Genomic DNA, 16,217 nt, shown 5'->3' on the forward strand with positions numbered 1-16,217 from the left:
GTATTTTATGGTTATTAAGCCAATTTTGGAAAAGATTTTTGGCAGATTTTATAAAGAGTATGACTTTATTAAAAGGTCCTATGATGTATTAAAGGGTTATGGATTTACCGATGACAATGCAATAGCATCAGTTTGTGTCTGTAGAGACGAGATTTCTCAGACCATAAGAAGTCATGTAAAAAGAATGTGGGGTGAGGCATTTAATTTTTCCAGTCTTGCCGGCTTGTTTACAGCCGGTAAGACTGGCATGAAAGCCTTTATAAGTCATGCCCCAAAGGTTGGTGGAAAAGAAAGATATGTATTTTATGCCTTTTCCCATATTGCCATTGATGAAAATGAAAATATGGGTGTATGCAAAAGAAAGGGACTTGAAAAATCCCATGCCTGTGGTGCATTATGTCTCTTTTTAAATGAGCTTGCTAGTGGGAAAATCAATATAAGACTTGATGAAGAAGACATTGAGGAAAGTCTTCTTAAAAGAAGGTTATTAAGAGAACTCAAATACGGAGAGGTGCCAGACCTTTTAACCCTTACAAAAATTACCCTCAAAGCAATTGTTGAAGACCTTGAAAATATAATACAAAAGGTTGTTGACCCAAAAAAAGCTGACTATGCTGTTATCTCGGGAATTCAGATTCACGGACCAGAGGAAAACTACATTGTTCCAGATGAATCCTATGTGATTATTGATGGAGAGAGGAAAAAATTAGAGATCTAAGGAGGACCCATGAAAAGATTAATTTTTCTGTTTTTCTTCTGTCTTTTGCTTTTTAATGTTTCTGCCTTTGCCACTGAAGCAGAAAATTCAAAAGAAAATATGGATGTATTCTATATTTCAGGAACAATTCTTGATTCCCATAAAGAGCCTGTAAAAGAAGCAGAAATTACTCTTTTTGTTAATGGAAAACCACATAAGATAATCACAGACCATAAGGAGACTGAAAAAACTGTCACATCCAGTCATGGAACATTTCAACTTAAATTTCAGCTTCCAAAAGGTGAAATTGATACAGCAAAAATTCAGATTGAGATTGTAAAAAGTTCCTATAAGAGAACAACAGTTGATTTCAAAAAAGAGGATTTTGCAGTCAAAGGAAATGAGTTTTATATAAGCAGGGATATTATGATTCAGCGTCATCTGGGACCTGCTTTCTGGATTGCAACTGCTGTATTTTTGATTGCCTATGCTTTGATTTCCTTTGAGCTTCTTCACAGAACAGTTGCTGCAATGATTGGTGCAGCAACAATGCTGATACTCACATACACACTTGGAACTTTTAATCCAGAGTTTCACATTATCTCTTTTGAGAGAGCAATTGAAGCAATTGATATGAATGTTATCTTTCTTCTTATGGGAATGATGATAATTATAGGAGTTCTCAAACACACAGGCGTTTTCCAGTGGTGTGCCTATATGTCCTATAAAATTGCAAGAGGAAATGTAATGACTCTTGCTGTAATATCATGCTTTTTTATTGCATTCACCTCTGCTTTTCTTGATAATGTTACAACAATGCTTCTTTACACCCCTGTTTTGATAGAGATTGCAATTGCATTGAAAATTAATCCTCTTTCTCTTTTAATTCCAGGAATAATGGCATCAAATGTCGGTGGAACAGCAACTCTTATCGGTGATCCACCAAACATAATGATTGGCTCCTATACGGGACTTACATTTATGCAGTTTGTATATGCCCTCACACCTGTTGTAATTATAAGTATGATTGCCCTTGTCATATACAATAAATTTTTCTACTCAAAGGAATACAAAAAGGGTAAAGTTGATGATGTTAACGCATTTATTAGCTATCTCAGAGAGGAATACAAAATCACTGATAAAACACTTCTTGGTTATGGATTGTTTATAATGGCACTTGTTGTATCCTTCTTTGCAACTCATGGAATATGGCACATGGAAGTCAGCATTCCAGCACTTTTTGGTGCAGGACTTCTTTTCACATATGCTGTTTTAACAAAGAAAGTGAAAATGCTTGAATTAATTGAAAAAGACATTGAATGGACAACACTTTTATTCTTTATCTTCCTTTTCATTATAGTCGGTGCTGTTGAGGAAGCAGGACTTCTTGCTGTAATTGCAGACTGGGTTCATCAACTTTCAGCTGGAAATCTCACAATTGCAATATGCTTGATTTTGTGGGTTTCTGCAATAATGAGTGCCTTTGTTGACAACATTCCATTCACTGCAACAATGCTTCCAATTGTTGCCTATCTAACAAAAGTAATTCCGGGAGCAGAGAGCAATGTTTTATGGTGGGCACTGGCACTTGGTGCCTGTCTTGGTGGAAATGGAACAATGATTGGTGCTTCTGCAAATGTTGTAACAGTGGGAATTGCAGAGGCAGCTGGATACAGGATAAGCTTTTTCGGTTTCTTTAAGTATGCCTTTTTGTATATGCTAATAAGTGTAGCAATATGTAATGTATGGCTACTGCTTTTTTACTAAATTGAGGAGGTTAAAATATGATAAAGTGTCCCTTTGAAAAGGTTTTACTGCCTGTTGATAGAAGTGAGAATTCAAAGAGAGCTATAAAATTTGCAGGAGCAGTTCTTTCAACAATTGAGGGTTCTGGTATTACAATTCTTTATGTAATGGCTGGTGGATATCTCAGTGAACACATGAAAAATATTGATTTCAGGGCAGAACTTCTAAAAGGCACAGAAGTTTTTAAAAAGATCAAGGCAAAACATATTGAAGAAAATATTACTCCTTTTTTAAATGAATATGAGAGCATTCTTAAAAAAGCAGGCGTAAAGGGGGAGATAGCAAAGAGAATAGAAGAAGGTGACCCGGGAAATAAGATAATTGAAATTGCAACTAAAGAGGGTTTTCAGACAGTAATGCTTTCAAGAAGAGGCATGTCAGAACTGAAGAGCTTTATTATTGGAAGTGTGTCAAATAAAGTTGTTCATGGTTTGCTTAATCAGAATATTTATCTTGTTGGGCAGAAGATTTCAGAAGAAAGCCCTATTCCCCGAATTTTAGTTCCTGTTGATGGCTCTGAATACTCAATGAAAGCTGTTGAACATGCAGTTTGCCTTGCAAAAACTGTTAAAGGAATAGAAAATATCACAGTTCTAAGGGTAATAAATGTTTCTCTTTATCTTGAAAGAGTAAGGCAGGGAATTGACCCTGAAAAAGAAGCAGAGGAAACTCTTAATAAAGCAAAAAGAAAATTTTCTGAAGAAGGCATTTCTGAAAACTTAGTAATTACAAAAAGCAGGGTAGGATTTCCTGCTGATGAGATTTTAAAGGAAATTGAAGAAGGTGACTATAATCTTGTAATTATGGGAAGGAAGGGACGCTCTGCCTTAAAAGACCTTGTTCTTGGTGGGGTAAGCTCTGCAGTAGTAAATAAATGTTTTGAATCAACAGTGGCAATAATTAATCAGTAGGGCAGGAAAAGTGGAGGATTTCAGAATTCTTCTTGTTGATGATGAAGTTGATTTTGTAGAGACACTTTCTGAGAGACTATCTCTTAGGAAATATAATGTAAGGACTGTAAATTCAGCTGCTCAGGCAATGCCTTTGCTTTATAGTTTTAAACCTCATCTTGTTATACTTGATATAAGGATGCCCGAGATGAACGGAATAGAGTTTCTTAAATTAGTAAAAAAGCTCAATCCTTCAACAGAGGTTATAATGCTCACAGCTTATGGGAACATGAATTTTGTTGAAGAGGCTATGAAAAGCGGAGCAGTTGAGTATATAATTAAACCAATTGATATAAGAGAGCTTATAATAAAGATTGAAAGAATAAGAGAAAAAATTCAACAAAAGGGGGGAATATCAGATGTCAAATGAGGAACTTAAAGCCAATGTTTTACTTGTTGATGATGAGGAACAGTTTCTGAAAGTTGTCTCACAAAGGCTTGGCATGAGAGGACTTAAAGTAGAATCTGCAACAAGTGGCGATGAAGCAATTAAAAAGGCTGATCAGAAAGATTTTGATGCCATTGTTGTTGACCTTGTAATGCCAGGTAAAAGTGGAATAGAAGTTTTAAAGGAGATTAAGCAAAAACATCCTGATTTACAGATTATTATTCTTACAGGACATGGAACAGTTGAAGCAGGAGTTGAAGCAATAAAAGAAGGAGCAATTGACTTCTTACAGAAACCTGTTGATTTTGAAAAACTTCTTCAGAAGATTTCTGAGGCTAAAAATAAGAGATTTCTTCTGATTGAGAAAAAGCATGAAGAACATTTAAAGGAGATTCTTCAAAGCAAGCCCTGGTAAATTGAGAGAGGAGGCTTATTAAGCCTCCTCCTTTTAATGTCCTCCTACATGTAAAAGTCCTGATGCAGCAAGTAGTAAAATCATACACTCAACAAGGGCAAAAATAAAGTAAGCTATATCCTTATTTTTGAGAAAAATAGGGAGAATTCTTATATAACAGATAATTGTTATAGCACCAAGAAATGCTACAGGAACAAAGTTTAAAAAATCTCCTTTTGTAACCATGTTTAACCATGCCCAGCCAGGACTGATTCCTGCAGAAGCCAGGTATTCATGGGCTTTTAGCTTCCAGTATTTTGGCAGTTCAGATATAGGTATCTGAGGAGGAAGTATACCTGTTAAATAAATTATGAATGTAACAATAAGTAAAAGCAGTCCTATTTTCATTCCCCAGTCAAGCAGTTTTGCATAGGCAATCTGTTCTTCTTTAACATGTTTTGTCATCTGTTAACCTCCTTATTTCCATACTCCAAGTCCTTTAAGCAGGGCTCTTACACCTGCAAAAAGAAGCATGGCGATAACAATGTATCTGACTACTTTTGGTTTTGCAACAGCGAGGATTCTCACGCCCACCACGGAACCAAGCATAATTCCCACAATACTTGGAGCAACCATCATCGGTAAGACTGCACCATTGTTAAGATAAATCCATGCTGCGGATGTGTCTGTTATAGAAAGAAGAAACTTACTTGTAGCAACTGAAACTTTAAGAGGAGCACCCATCAGGAGATTTAAAACAGGAACATTTGCCCAGCCTGCACCAAGACCAAACATGCCTGCCATTATTCCTATGGCTATGAAAAGTAAAAGAGCCTGTGGTGTTCTGTGAACCTTCCATTCAATTTCCTTACCTGTTGATATCTCATGATAGATACCGTTTATTTTTAATGCCTGTGATAGAGCATCTGCTTTTTGCACTTCAGGGTATTCAGATTTTTTTGCAAGGAGCATAATTGCTACAATCATAAGAATCGTTGCACCAAGTGCAATATTTACAATATGAGGAGGCAAAGCCAGTCCTATCATAGCACCTACAATTGCAGAAGCTGAAGCTATTAAAGCAAGAGGAATTGCAAGCCTTAAATCTGCAAACCCTCTTTTTAAAAGTCCAGGACCTGCTGCAAGAGCTCCTGCCAGAGCCACAAAAAGCCCGGCACCTCTTACAAAGTCCATATTAAATGGGAAAAATCCTCCCACTATTGGAACAAATAAAACACCACCACCAACTCCTCCCAATACAGCTAAAACTCCAAGTATGAATGTTACAATAAATAAAATCAAGGGCCATGCCCACCACGGCATTGAACTGTCTGTTGGAGTTGATGTTTCTGCATAGACCGGGTTGATAATTAAAATGGAAAATAGAAGAAGAACAACAATCCCGAGAGTTCTTATTTTCATTCTAACCTCCTGACTTTTTAAATATAAGATTATAAAATTATTACATAAATGATCTAAAAAAATGTTATTATAATTTTTTATAATGGGATAATTTATAATTTCTTTACATTTTTCTGAATTTTTTTTAATATTTTTAAAAGACCCAAAAATTATCAGGAGGTAAAAAATGGGAAGACAGATGAGAGTTTTGCTGGTAGATGACGAAGTTGAGTTTGTTAAAACTCTTGCAAAAAGACTTGAGATGAGAGAGCTTAAACCGGACACTGTATACAGCGGTGAAGAAGCAATAAAATATGCAGAAGAACAGGAGCCAGATGTTATAGTTCTTGACCTCAGAATGCCCGGCATGGATGGAATAGAGGTTCTTAGACAGATAAGACAGGCATATCCTACAACTCAGGTTATAATTCTTACAGCTCATGGAACCGAAAAAGATCAGGAAGAAGCTCAAAAACTTGGTGCTTATGAATTTTTAAGAAAACCAGTTGATATTGAAACTCTGATGGATAAAATCAAAGGTGCCTATCAGAGAAAACTTGAACTTACCATGTCTGCTATTGCCTTTGCCGAAGAAGGAGAGTTTGACACAGCAAGAAAAATTATGGAAAACAAAGAGGAAAAATAAAAGTTAAATCGGTATCTCAATTATAATTGTTTTCTCATTGGCAGATATTTTTATACTGGTAACTGATGCAATCTCCTGAACTGTTGAGATTGACCAGATTTCGTTTGTAAAAGTTTCGTTGAATTCTCCAGTGTATTGTATTTTCAATTTTATTAAATTATTCTCTGATGAAGCTGTGACCGTAATATTTGTATCAGGTCTGGATTTTTTCAAAAAAGTGTCAATAGCATAGAATATTACAAACTGCAACAAAAAGGGTGAATTATTTATATCAGGAAGATTTGAAGGTAAATCATATTTGAGAGCAACTTTTTTTCTGTTTGAGTATCTTCTTAGAAGTTCAAAAAGCTCTTCAATAATTGAGTTTAATTTAAAGCTGGTTTTTAAACTATCCATTCTGTGCGCAAATCTATTGAAATAATTAATGAAACTAACACTTCTATTTATCTGGTTTTCAATTGCCTCAATACTTTCCAGAACATAGGGCATTTCCTTTTTATCAATTGATTTTTTGCCTTTGCATATATCACTTATAAGTCCTGCAGACTCTTTTATTAATGCAAGATGGTTATTGATTTCATGAGTAAAATCAGCAATAATCTTACCTATAAAAGCAATAGGTTTTTCTATCATTTTATGTCCTCCTTTTTAATTTTTGCACTTTCAATTTTTGAGACCAAATCTTCAATATCTACAGGCTTTATCAGATAATCAAATGCTCCATGCATGAGGCTTTTATTTATTTTTTCATTATCTCCATAGCCTGAAAGCATTATTACCTGAATAGATGAATTTATTTCTTTTATTTTTTTCAAAACTTCCAATCCATCCATATCAGGCAATCCAATATCCAAAATAACAACATCTGGTATTTCATTTAAAAATTTAACAGCATCTGAATATTTGGTTACTCCAGTTGCATCATATCCTCTCAAATTTAGTCTTTCTGTTAATGTTGATACCAGCTCAAATTCGTCATCAATAATCAATACCTTTGCTTTACTCATTTTATTTCCTCCACTTCAGGATATACAGGTATTTCTATTGTAAAAATAGTTCCTTTTCCCTCTTCGCTCTGTACAGTAATATCACCTCCGAGTTTTTTTATTATTCCATAGGAAATATACAGCCCCAATCCTGTACCTTTTTTCTTTGTAGTATAAAAAGGCTCAAATATATGTTTCAGTTTATCTTTTGGAATGCCATGTCCATTGTCTTTGATAGAGATTTTTATATGGTTTTTATCGCTTAATCTTGTCATAATTTCTATTGTTCCACCTATATCAACAGCATCAACAGCATTATTGATTATATTCAATAAAACTTGCTGTAGCTGTCCTTTGTCTGTTGTAATTTTGGGTAAGTCTTCCTGAAATTCATAAACTATATTAATCCCTTTGTTATGAATTTCTTTTTCTATGAATCCGACAACTTCCTGTATGGCTTCGTTAATATTAAATTCCTCTCTTGCTTTGTCAATTCTTTTTGAAAAACTTAAAAGTCTATGTGTTATGGTTTTACACCTTGTTACACTATCCTGTATAGAACTTACAAGCTGTAGGAACTTTTCTTTATTCTGCGAAGGGTCTCCATACTCAAGTAGATCTTTCATTAATCCTGCCTTTTCATTTATTATTGCAAGAGGATTGTTAATTTCATGAGCAACACCTGCTGCAAGTCTACCAATAGATGCGAGTTTATCAGCATGCTCTGCATTTGCGATTGCGATTTCCCTTTCATGATCAGCTTTTCGAACCCTGTTTACTAAATTATTTATTGAAGTTGTTATAACAAAGAAAATTATAGCAATACTCAGAAGACTTATCATTGTTACTTCTTTTGTAAAGAAAGTAGGAATTTTAGCATAGGGTTTGGAACATATTGTTGTTAAAAGTATCCATGGAGTTTCTCTAATGGAAGTATAGGCAATGTAAGCCTGTTTTTTATTCAGTTCAACATCATAAATTTTTATCCTGTCTGATTCTCTTTCTATGATAATATTAAGTTTTAGTGGTTCAAGAGCATTTCCGAAATACTTGGAGTTAGTTTGAAGTATAAGTTGTTTATTTATAAGAAATACATCATCCTGTGAGCCGATTTCAAGATTTGAAATAAGTTTCTGTAGAATATCCATATTTATGGAAACTCTCAAAAGCCAAAAATCACCACCGGAAGGCATTTCTTTTTTTATTATTATTGAAAAATGCGGAATTTTTCTGTAACCAAGAAAAACATCTGTAACATAATCACTTTTCAGCGTCATCTCTTTAAACCACTCTGTTTGTGAATAGTCTTTTCCTTTAAGTTGATAAGGTCCTACATAAAGAGTCTGTATACCATTACTGTTTATGATTCCCATATCAATAATTCCCTCAAATTCTCTTTTAAAATTTGAAAATAATTGGAAAAATTTCTTCTCATCTGAGAAATACTCCTGAGGATATGAACTTACGATAAATTTAAGAGCAGATTTCCGTTCAGAAATAAAAAATTCAAGAGAATGCCTTGTTTCCTCCATCTGCCACCTGAGATTGTTTTTGAATTCGTCATGAACTATTTCGTAAATCCAAAAATAAGTAATGGTTACTACAATCATAAGAGGAATTATGGCAAAGAATGTGTTAAAAAGAATTAGTCTGAATTTAAGATAAAAGTATCTATCTTCGGTGAGCTTTGTAATAAATTGTTTGATAAAATTAAACATTTTTTAAATTATAGCAGATTTCAATGAGTAGAACAAATTTCGATTAATCTTCTATACCATAATTTTTCAATTTTCTCCAGAGAGAGACCCTGTCAATTCCAAGTATCTGTGCTGCAAGTGTTTTGTTGTTGCCAACTTCCTTTAAAACCCACATTATATATTCCTTTTCCAGTTCATCAAGTGTCATAAATTTTCCTTCTTTTTTTGTAAGTATCTGGATTTTTAAGTCTTTTAAGTCATCTGGAAGATGTTCAATCTCAATTTGAGAGGAATTACAAAGAACAACAGCTCTTTCAATAATATTTTCAAGCTCTCTTACATTCCCCGGATATTCATAGTTTATAAGAAGATTCATTGCTTCATCTGAAATCTTCATTACGTCCTTTTTCATAATAAGAGAGTATTTTTTCACAAAATACGAAACCAGCAGAGGAATATCATCTTTTCTTTCTCTTAAAGATGGAATTTCAAAGTTGACCACATTTAATCTGTAATAAAGGTCTTCTCTAAAGTTCCCTTTTTTAACCTCTTCACGAATATCCCTGTTTGTAGCTGCTATGAATCTCACATCTACTTTGATTGGTTCTATGCCTCCAAGTCTGAAAAACTCTTTTTCCTGAATAACCCTGAGAAGTTTTGCCTGCATTGTTGGAGACATCTCTGTTATTTCATCAAGGAATAGAGTGCCTGAGGATGCTATTTCAATCAATCCTTTTTTCAATGTTGTAGCTCCTGTAAATGCTCCTTTTTCATGTCCAAAAAGCTCATTGGAAAGAAGTTCCTCAGTAAAAGCTCCGCAGTTTATCGCAATAAAAGGGCTATTTTTTCTTAAAGAGTTTAAATGGATATATCTTGCAATAAGCTCTTTACCTGTGCCAGACTCACCTGTTATAAGAACATTACAATCTGAAGGAGCTATCTGTCGTGCTGTTTTTAAAAGATTTAACATTTTGCTGTTTTGAGTGATTATGGTGACTTTTTCGTGTAAATCAAGTTGTTCTTTTAGTTTTTTTACTTCCTTTTTAAGGTTTGTTTTTTCAGAAGCTTCTTTTATAATCTTTCTTATAATATCTAATTTGAAAGGCTTTGCAATATAATAAAAAGCTCCCTGCCTCATTGCTTCAACAGCATTTTCAACAGTGGCATAACCTGTTATCATTATTACTTCTACATCTGGATAGAGACTTTTACACTTTCTTAATATTTCAAATCCATCAACTTTTTCCATTTTTATATCTGTTAAAACTATATCAAACTGTTGTTTTTCAATGAGTTTTAAAGCTTCTACTCCATTATCGGTAGCAGTTACTTCATAACCTTCTTTTTTTAAGACATGCTCAAGATTTTTTAAGGTTATTTTTTCATCATCCACTACAAGAATGTTTGTCATTTTTTTATTCCTTTGGCAGCATTACTATAAATGTTGTTCCTTTGCCGATTTCACTATCAACACATATACATCCATCATGTTCTTTAATCAGTTCCTGAGTTATAAAAAGTCCTAAGCCTGAACCTTTACCTTCCTTCGTAGTAAAAAAAGGTTCAAATATTTTTGGTAAAATTTCAGGAGGGATACCCTGTCCAGTATCTTTAACTTCAATAGAAATAAATTCTTTATTGCATGTGAGCCCTCCCACGCATTTACCTTCATTTTTTAGAGAGAGATATCTATCAAAAATTTCATCTCTGTATGAGTAAGCCTTTATTTTTACCTCTGCTTCGCTTCCAGATGCCTGAATAGCATTTTTAATAAGATTTAAAAGTGCCTGCTGTATTCTCTGCTTGTCTGCATAAATTAAAAGATTATTTTCTACCTCAATACTTAAGTTAATTTTTGTTGGAATTTCACCTTTGATTAAAATTATTGTTTCATCAATTAAATTCCGGACTGAAATAGTTTCTTTTTTCAGTTCCTTTCTTCTTGAGAAATCGAGTATTGTTCTGATAATATTTTTTGCCCTTTCTGTTTGTGATTCAATTGCCTGAAGAAGTTCTTTTTTATATTTAGTATCAGCCTCTTCAATTTCTTCAATCAGTATTTGGCAGGAAGTTGATATATTTGACAGAGGATTATTTAATTCGTGGGCAATTCCAGAAAGAAGTGTTCCGAGGGAGGAGAGTTTCTCTGCCTGAATCAGTTGTTTTTGTTTGATCTGTAATTCATGAAACATTTTATTAAAGGTTTCAACCAGAGACTTAATTTCTTTATCAGAAGACTTAATCTGAATAGGATTCATCTTCCCTTCTGCAATTTCTTTTATTTGTGATTCAAGCTCTTTTAGAGGTTTTATAATTATTCTTGTGAGGGTTAAACCAAAAGAAATAAAAGGTATGACAAAAAAGATGTATATCAGTAAAAAACTGTATTTGATAATATTGTCAAGATTTTTTTTAATTATTTTCTGTTCGGTATTTTTTATATTTTCTGCGATGTTTATAAGAAGTTTGCCTTTTTCTCTTATTCCCTGTTCAAGTGTGATAGCCTGAGACGAATGGATTTTTTCTTTTAATTTGAGCATCATATTTTCATACTCTTGTAAGGTATTGTAAAGATTTTCTACTTCTCTATGGATTTTCAAACCTTCAAACTTTTCTTTTGTTATACTTTCTTTTATGAACTTAATATAGGTTAAGTTTTCCTTATAGTCTTTTTCATTGCGATACAGAAAGAAGTTTTTTTCTGTTCTTCTTATTTCCAGAACAGCCTCATACAAATTTGAGATGCTTTCTTGAAGTTCTATTTTTTGAGCAATTAACCTGATTTCTGACAAAAAAACTCCTGATATAATAATAGTTACCAATATCCCGGCAATATAGAAAAACATTATTTTTTTAGCAATACTTTTTGGAAACATAGTCTAATTTAAAATATATTAATTGCAAAATGCAACAGCAAGTTTATCTTTGAAACATTCAGTTAAAGATGATATAGTTATAAATTCAAATTTAGATAGATTTTTATATTGGCATAAAAAATGCTTATAATTATATATAATGAAAAAAATTTGAGGAGGTTAAAAAATGTTTAAAAATTTTACGAGATTTTTTGAAAAAGTTTTTGTAGCTATAGCTTTTGCCGAATCAGCCGAGTTTGATACAGCAAGAGAAATTTTACGGGGAAAAAGCGAAGACAGGCAGACAAAAAGAATAAAACCTAACAAAATAAAAAGAGCACAGTTGAGAGCATAAGAAGGGAGCTTTGTGCTTCCTTCTTATAATAAGCTTCAAATCAAGATTTTATCAACAATATCTCCAATTTTTTCCATAAATATAATTTCTACCCCATTTTTAAAATTTTCTGGCAGGCTATCTATATCAACTCTGTTTCTGTGAGGGATTATAACTGTTTTTACTCCTGCTCTTTTCGCAGCAAGAATCTTTTCTTTAATGCCTCCTACAGGAAGTATTCTACCGCTAAGGGTAAGTTCTCCTGTGATAGCTACGTCTCTTCTTGCAAGTCTGTTTGTAAAAAGAGAAATCAAAGCCATCGCTATTGTTGCACCAGCTGATGGTCCGTCTTTTGGTATGGCTCCCTGGGGAACATGTATGTGTATATCATAATTTTCAAAAGTATCCTCAGAAATGCCGAACATGGAAGAATTGCTTTTTACATAGCTTAATGCTGCCTGTGCGGACTCTTTCATTATGTTACCAAGTGAACCTGTGAGAATTAGTTCTCCTTTGCCTTTCATTTTAGCTGCTTCAACAAATATTATGTCACCGCCTGTTTCTGTCCATACAAGTCCAGTCACAACCCCGACTCTGTTTTTTGCATCAGCTACTTCAAAATAGAATCTTCTTGGTCCGAGATAGAATTCTACCACTTCAGGTGTTATTTTTACTGAATTTCTGGCTTTATTTCCTTTAACAACCTCGGTAGCGATTTTTCTGCATATTGTTGCAATCATTCTTTCAAGATTTCTTATTCCTGCTTCTCTTGTGTACTCCTGAATAATTTTTAAAATAGCCTCGTCAGTAAACTCAGGAGGAAACTCTGTGAGTCCCTGTTCAGCTATTTGTTTAGGAATTAAATGTTTCAATGCTATATTTTTCTTCTCTTCTTCTGTGTATCCTGAAAATTCTATGATTTCCATTCTATCAAGTAAAGCATGTTGAATATTATCAGGTATATTTGCAGTTACTATAAACATAACTCCAGAAAGATCAAAGGGAACATCAAGATAATGATCAATAAATGCATAGTTCTGCTCGGGGTCAAGAGCTTCAAGAAGAGCTGAAGCAGGGTCTCCTTTAAAGTCCTGACAGATTTTGTCAATTTCATCAAGCATCAGCACAGGATTGGCAACTCCTGTTCTACGAATTTCTTCTATGATTCTGCCAGGTTTTGCACCTGCATAGGTTCTTCTGTGTCCTCTTATTTCTGCCTCATCTTTTATTCCACCGAGTGAGATTCTCGCAAATTTTCTTCCCAGAGCATCTGCAATTGATTTGCCAATGGATGTTTTTCCTGTGCCAGGAGGACCTGCAAAACATAGTATGGAGCCCTTTGTTGAAATAGTTGAGAGTCTGTCTTCTACCGCTTGTTTTATTGATAGTTTTACCTCTTCTATTTTGAAAGGTTTGGCAATGTAATGAAATGCTCCTCTTTTTATCGCTTCAACAGCGCTATCAACGGCTGCATAAGCTGTTATCATTATAACTTTTGTATTTGAATATTTTGCTTTTACTTTTTCAAGTATTGCAAAACCGTCTACTCCTTCCATTTTTATATCAGTGAGAACTATCTCAAATTTTTGTTCATCAAGAAGTCTTAGAGCCTCAACTCCATTTTTAGCTGTAACCACATCATAATTTTCTTTCTTTAAAACATGCTCAAGGTTTTTCCTTGTTATTTCTTCATCGTCAACTATCAGTATTCTTGGATTTTTATTTGATGAGAGGATTTTCACAGCAAGATGTTCAAGAATTCTATTTTTTACCTCATAAAGTCCATAATGTCTTTCATTTAAAATCCTTTCAGCTCTTTCAAGGTTAAGGTTATCAGAAGTTTTTTTATTCCATGGCAAACTCACAAGATATTCAATGTATGTCAGTGTAATGGTATACTCTGCAGAAGAAGGATTCATTTTTGAAAAGAGGTCAAGCTCTTTTAAGGCAATCTCCTGTACATGAGGAGGCATTCCAGATTGAGAAATTTTTTTTCTCAATTCCTCAATTATAGTTATTTGAGTTTCGTCAATCTGATTATTTCTTCTGAAAAATTTCATTTTTCTCCTTTATTGCATTTTACAAATATGACGATGCAATTTGCAACATAAAATTTTTTAACTAATTAAAAAATTCCAATAAATTCAAAGGATTTTCCACTTTTAATTTAATGGCATATTAATTGATTTTAAAAATTAAGTAGGAGGAAATTTATGAAAAGGATGAGAGATTTTATAACCAAATTTGATGACTACATGTCTGCAATAACTTTTGCTGAAGCAGGCGATTTTGGAACTGCTAAGCAGATTATAAGAAAGAAAATAGTTGTTGTAGTAGTTCTTTCAGGTTCAGAAGAAGATATATACGCAATAAAGTATTCTTTGAATTTAACAAAAAGAGTTAATGGTATATTACGAATTTTTTTAAAACATGATGGATTAAAAAAACAAATAAAAGAATTGGCTGAAGCAGATGTTGACTATGAAATTTCAGAGTTTAGAAATTTATCGGAAGTTAGTGTAAGAAAATACCTTGATAAAGCTGATTTGATAGTCATTGCTGATGAAAGATTATATAAAGAAATTAAATCCGGAAATATTCCTTTAGTATTTGTTCAACAAAATAAAAATTTAGTAGGAGGATGAAATGGCAAGAAAGAAAAAAACATTGGTTAAGCTTTTATTCTTTGGAGTGGTTACAGCAACATTGTATGCTGGACTTTTTATTAATGAACCAATTGTTAAGACTCTGTGCGCAAGAGGAGGACTTTATGCTTTGTTCCCTGTACTGACTGCATTTGTTTTTTCATTTGCCCATGGTAACTTTACAAACTACTTCTGGCAGACTCTCGGTATTGAAGCAAAGAAAAAGACAACTGAATTGACAACATATGACAGACCTGTTGAGAGAAAAGAAGTAAGAACTCAGTTGCGTGCATAACATAAAAAAATATAATAAGGAGGACAAAAATGATAGAACTTACATCAAATTTTGTTGATTTAAACTGGATGAATGTTATGTACTTGTTCTTTGTTGGACTTGTAGGAGGACTTGTAAGTGGATTCATAGGTTCTGGTGGGGCATTTGTCCTTACACCAGGAATGATGAGTATGGGAGTTCCAGGGCTTGTGGCAGTTGCATCAAATATGTGCCATAAGTTTCCTAAGGCACTTGTAGGAGCTATTAAAAGAGCTAAATTCGGTCAGGTTGATGTTAAACTCGGACTTGTTATGGGAGTTTCAGCTGAGGCAGGAGTTTTATTGGGTGCTCATATTCAAGAGTATATTAAAAAGAGTTTTGGTGATGTAGGCTCAAATCTTTATGTAAGCGTGGCATTTGTTATAGTTCTTGGTATCGTGGGAACATATGTCTTGCTGGATGCTATGAAAACAAAAGATAATGAAAGAGAAAATAAAAATGAAGAAATTACAAAGATTGCAAAATGGGTTCAATCGGTTAATATTCCAGGAACAATGGTGTACTTCAAGAGTCTTGGAACAAAAGTTTCAGTTTTATTTACAATCCCGCTTGGTTTCGCAACAGGCATGCTTGCTGCTACAATAGCTGTTGGAGGATTTTTAGGTGTTCCTTCAATGATGTATATTCTCGGTGCTCCCGCAATAATGTCATCTGCAACTGAACTTGTCATTGCATTTGTAATGGGAATGGGCGGTACATTTAAATATGCAATGAGCGAATTTGTTGATATAAGACTTGCGATGATAATTCTGGCAGGTTCTCTTTTTGGTGTTCAGCTTGGAGCAATTGGAACAACTTATGTAAAGGATTATATGATAAAAATTGTAATGGGTGTTATAATGTTGATAGTGCTTGTCAGCAGAGGCTTAATGATTCCAGTTTATCTCGGTCAACTGGGCGTAATAACTCCTTTATCAGACGCTACAGTAACTATACTTAAAACTGTAAGCTTTGCTATAATGCTGATAGCTCTTTTAACTGGAGCATTAATTATATGTGTAGCTCTATTTAAAGGTTTAAGTGCAGAAAGAAAACTACAGAAGATTATCGCAACCTCTTCAGTTACTGTTAAATAAAATTTAAA

Annotated in this window: 18 protein-coding genes; 10 read left to right on the forward strand and 8 right to left on the reverse strand. The window is 33.6% G+C overall.

The window, feature by feature from the left end:
- The first annotated feature begins 7 nt into the window (after positions 1-7).
- From TAGGR_RS00105 to TAGGR_RS00125, 5 genes are read left to right on the forward strand one after another with little or no spacing between them, the layout of a single operon-like run.
- Positions 8-718: an LCIB family protein gene (locus TAGGR_RS00105; protein ID WP_059175350.1), complete on the forward strand. Its 711-nt coding sequence runs from the start codon at positions 8-10 to the stop codon at positions 716-718.
- A 9-nt stretch (positions 719-727) separates the two neighbouring features.
- Positions 728-2,464, forward strand: coding sequence for an ArsB/NhaD family transporter (locus TAGGR_RS00110; protein WP_059175351.1), 1,737 nt, complete (start codon positions 728-730; stop codon positions 2,462-2,464).
- Positions 2,465-2,481: 17 nt separating this feature from the next.
- Entirely contained in the window at positions 2,482-3,414 is a 933-nt protein-coding gene (locus TAGGR_RS00115; protein ID WP_059175352.1) for a universal stress protein, read from the forward strand.
- A 10-nt stretch (positions 3,415-3,424) separates the two neighbouring features.
- Positions 3,425-3,823, forward strand: coding sequence for a response regulator (locus tag TAGGR_RS00120; RefSeq protein WP_059175353.1), 399 nt, complete (start codon positions 3,425-3,427; stop codon positions 3,821-3,823).
- Entirely contained in the window at positions 3,813-4,256 is a 444-nt protein-coding gene (locus TAGGR_RS00125; RefSeq protein WP_059175354.1) for a response regulator, read from the forward strand. The genes TAGGR_RS00120 and TAGGR_RS00125 overlap by 11 nt, the downstream gene beginning before the upstream one ends.
- 33 nt (positions 4,257-4,289) lie before the next feature.
- Here TAGGR_RS00125 and TAGGR_RS00130 read toward each other — a convergent pair whose 3' ends face one another.
- The gene (locus TAGGR_RS00130) at positions 4,290-4,700 is read right to left on the reverse strand and encodes a hypothetical protein (RefSeq protein ID WP_059175355.1); all 411 of its coding nucleotides are present in this window, start codon (positions 4,698-4,700) and stop codon (positions 4,290-4,292) included.
- Positions 4,701-4,712: 12 nt separating this feature from the next.
- Positions 4,713-5,657, reverse strand: coding sequence for a sulfite exporter TauE/SafE family protein (locus TAGGR_RS00135; protein ID WP_059175356.1), 945 nt, complete (start codon positions 5,655-5,657; stop codon positions 4,713-4,715).
- Between the two features lie 166 nt (positions 5,658-5,823).
- Between TAGGR_RS00135 and TAGGR_RS00140 the strand changes: the two genes are divergently transcribed.
- Positions 5,824-6,282: a response regulator gene (locus TAGGR_RS00140; RefSeq protein WP_059175357.1), complete on the forward strand. Its 459-nt coding sequence runs from the start codon at positions 5,824-5,826 to the stop codon at positions 6,280-6,282.
- Positions 6,283-6,285: 3 nt separating this feature from the next.
- Here TAGGR_RS00140 and TAGGR_RS00145 read toward each other — a convergent pair whose 3' ends face one another.
- Genes TAGGR_RS00145 through TAGGR_RS00165 form a run of 5 tightly spaced genes read right to left on the reverse strand, consistent with a single transcriptional unit; the run spans position 6,286 to position 11,757 of the window.
- Positions 6,286-6,915 carry a sensor histidine kinase gene (locus tag TAGGR_RS00145; RefSeq protein ID WP_059175358.1) on the reverse strand — a complete coding sequence of 210 codons (630 nt, stop codon included), beginning with the start codon at positions 6,913-6,915 and terminating at the stop codon, positions 6,286-6,288.
- Entirely contained in the window at positions 6,912-7,289 is a 378-nt protein-coding gene (locus TAGGR_RS00150) for a response regulator (RefSeq protein WP_059175359.1), read from the reverse strand. The genes TAGGR_RS00145 and TAGGR_RS00150 overlap by 4 nt, the downstream gene beginning before the upstream one ends.
- Complete coding sequence (locus TAGGR_RS00155) at positions 7,286-8,986, reverse strand: sensor histidine kinase (protein WP_082673494.1); 1,701 nt, start codon at positions 8,984-8,986, stop codon at positions 7,286-7,288. The genes TAGGR_RS00150 and TAGGR_RS00155 overlap by 4 nt, the downstream gene beginning before the upstream one ends.
- Positions 8,987-9,029: 43 nt before the next feature.
- Positions 9,030-10,376, reverse strand: coding sequence for a sigma-54-dependent transcriptional regulator (locus TAGGR_RS00160; RefSeq protein WP_059175361.1), 1,347 nt, complete (start codon positions 10,374-10,376; stop codon positions 9,030-9,032).
- A 4-nt stretch (positions 10,377-10,380) separates the two neighbouring features.
- Positions 10,381-11,757, reverse strand: a complete 1,377-nt coding sequence (locus tag TAGGR_RS00165) for a sensor histidine kinase (RefSeq protein ID WP_161936146.1) — start codon at positions 11,755-11,757, stop codon at positions 10,381-10,383.
- Between the two features lie 250 nt (positions 11,758-12,007).
- Here TAGGR_RS00165 and TAGGR_RS10360 point away from each other — a divergent pair, with 250 nt between their 5' ends.
- The gene (locus TAGGR_RS10360; RefSeq protein ID WP_161936147.1) at positions 12,008-12,175 is read left to right on the forward strand and encodes a hypothetical protein; all 168 of its coding nucleotides are present in this window, start codon (positions 12,008-12,010) and stop codon (positions 12,173-12,175) included.
- Between the two features lie 35 nt (positions 12,176-12,210).
- Here TAGGR_RS10360 and lon read toward each other — a convergent pair whose 3' ends face one another.
- Complete coding sequence (gene lon / locus TAGGR_RS00170; RefSeq protein WP_059175363.1) at positions 12,211-14,214, reverse strand: endopeptidase La; 2,004 nt, start codon at positions 14,212-14,214, stop codon at positions 12,211-12,213.
- A 153-nt stretch (positions 14,215-14,367) separates the two neighbouring features.
- Here lon and TAGGR_RS00175 point away from each other — a divergent pair, with 153 nt between their 5' ends.
- Genes TAGGR_RS00175 through TAGGR_RS00185 form a run of 3 tightly spaced genes read left to right on the forward strand, consistent with a single transcriptional unit; the run spans position 14,368 to position 16,209 of the window.
- Positions 14,368-14,799: a hypothetical protein gene (locus TAGGR_RS00175; RefSeq protein WP_059175364.1), complete on the forward strand. Its 432-nt coding sequence runs from the start codon at positions 14,368-14,370 to the stop codon at positions 14,797-14,799.
- A gap of 1 nt (position 14,800) precedes the next feature.
- Complete coding sequence (locus tag TAGGR_RS00180; protein WP_059175365.1) at positions 14,801-15,094, forward strand: hypothetical protein; 294 nt, start codon at positions 14,801-14,803, stop codon at positions 15,092-15,094.
- Positions 15,095-15,123: 29 nt separating this feature from the next.
- The gene (locus tag TAGGR_RS00185; RefSeq protein ID WP_059175366.1) at positions 15,124-16,209 is read left to right on the forward strand and encodes a sulfite exporter TauE/SafE family protein; all 1,086 of its coding nucleotides are present in this window, start codon (positions 15,124-15,126) and stop codon (positions 16,207-16,209) included.
- Positions 16,210-16,217: the final 8 nt, after the last annotated feature.

Source organism: Thermodesulfovibrio aggregans (assembly GCF_001514535.1).
GTDB classification, from domain to species: Bacteria; Nitrospirota; Thermodesulfovibrionia; order Thermodesulfovibrionales; family Thermodesulfovibrionaceae; genus Thermodesulfovibrio; species Thermodesulfovibrio aggregans.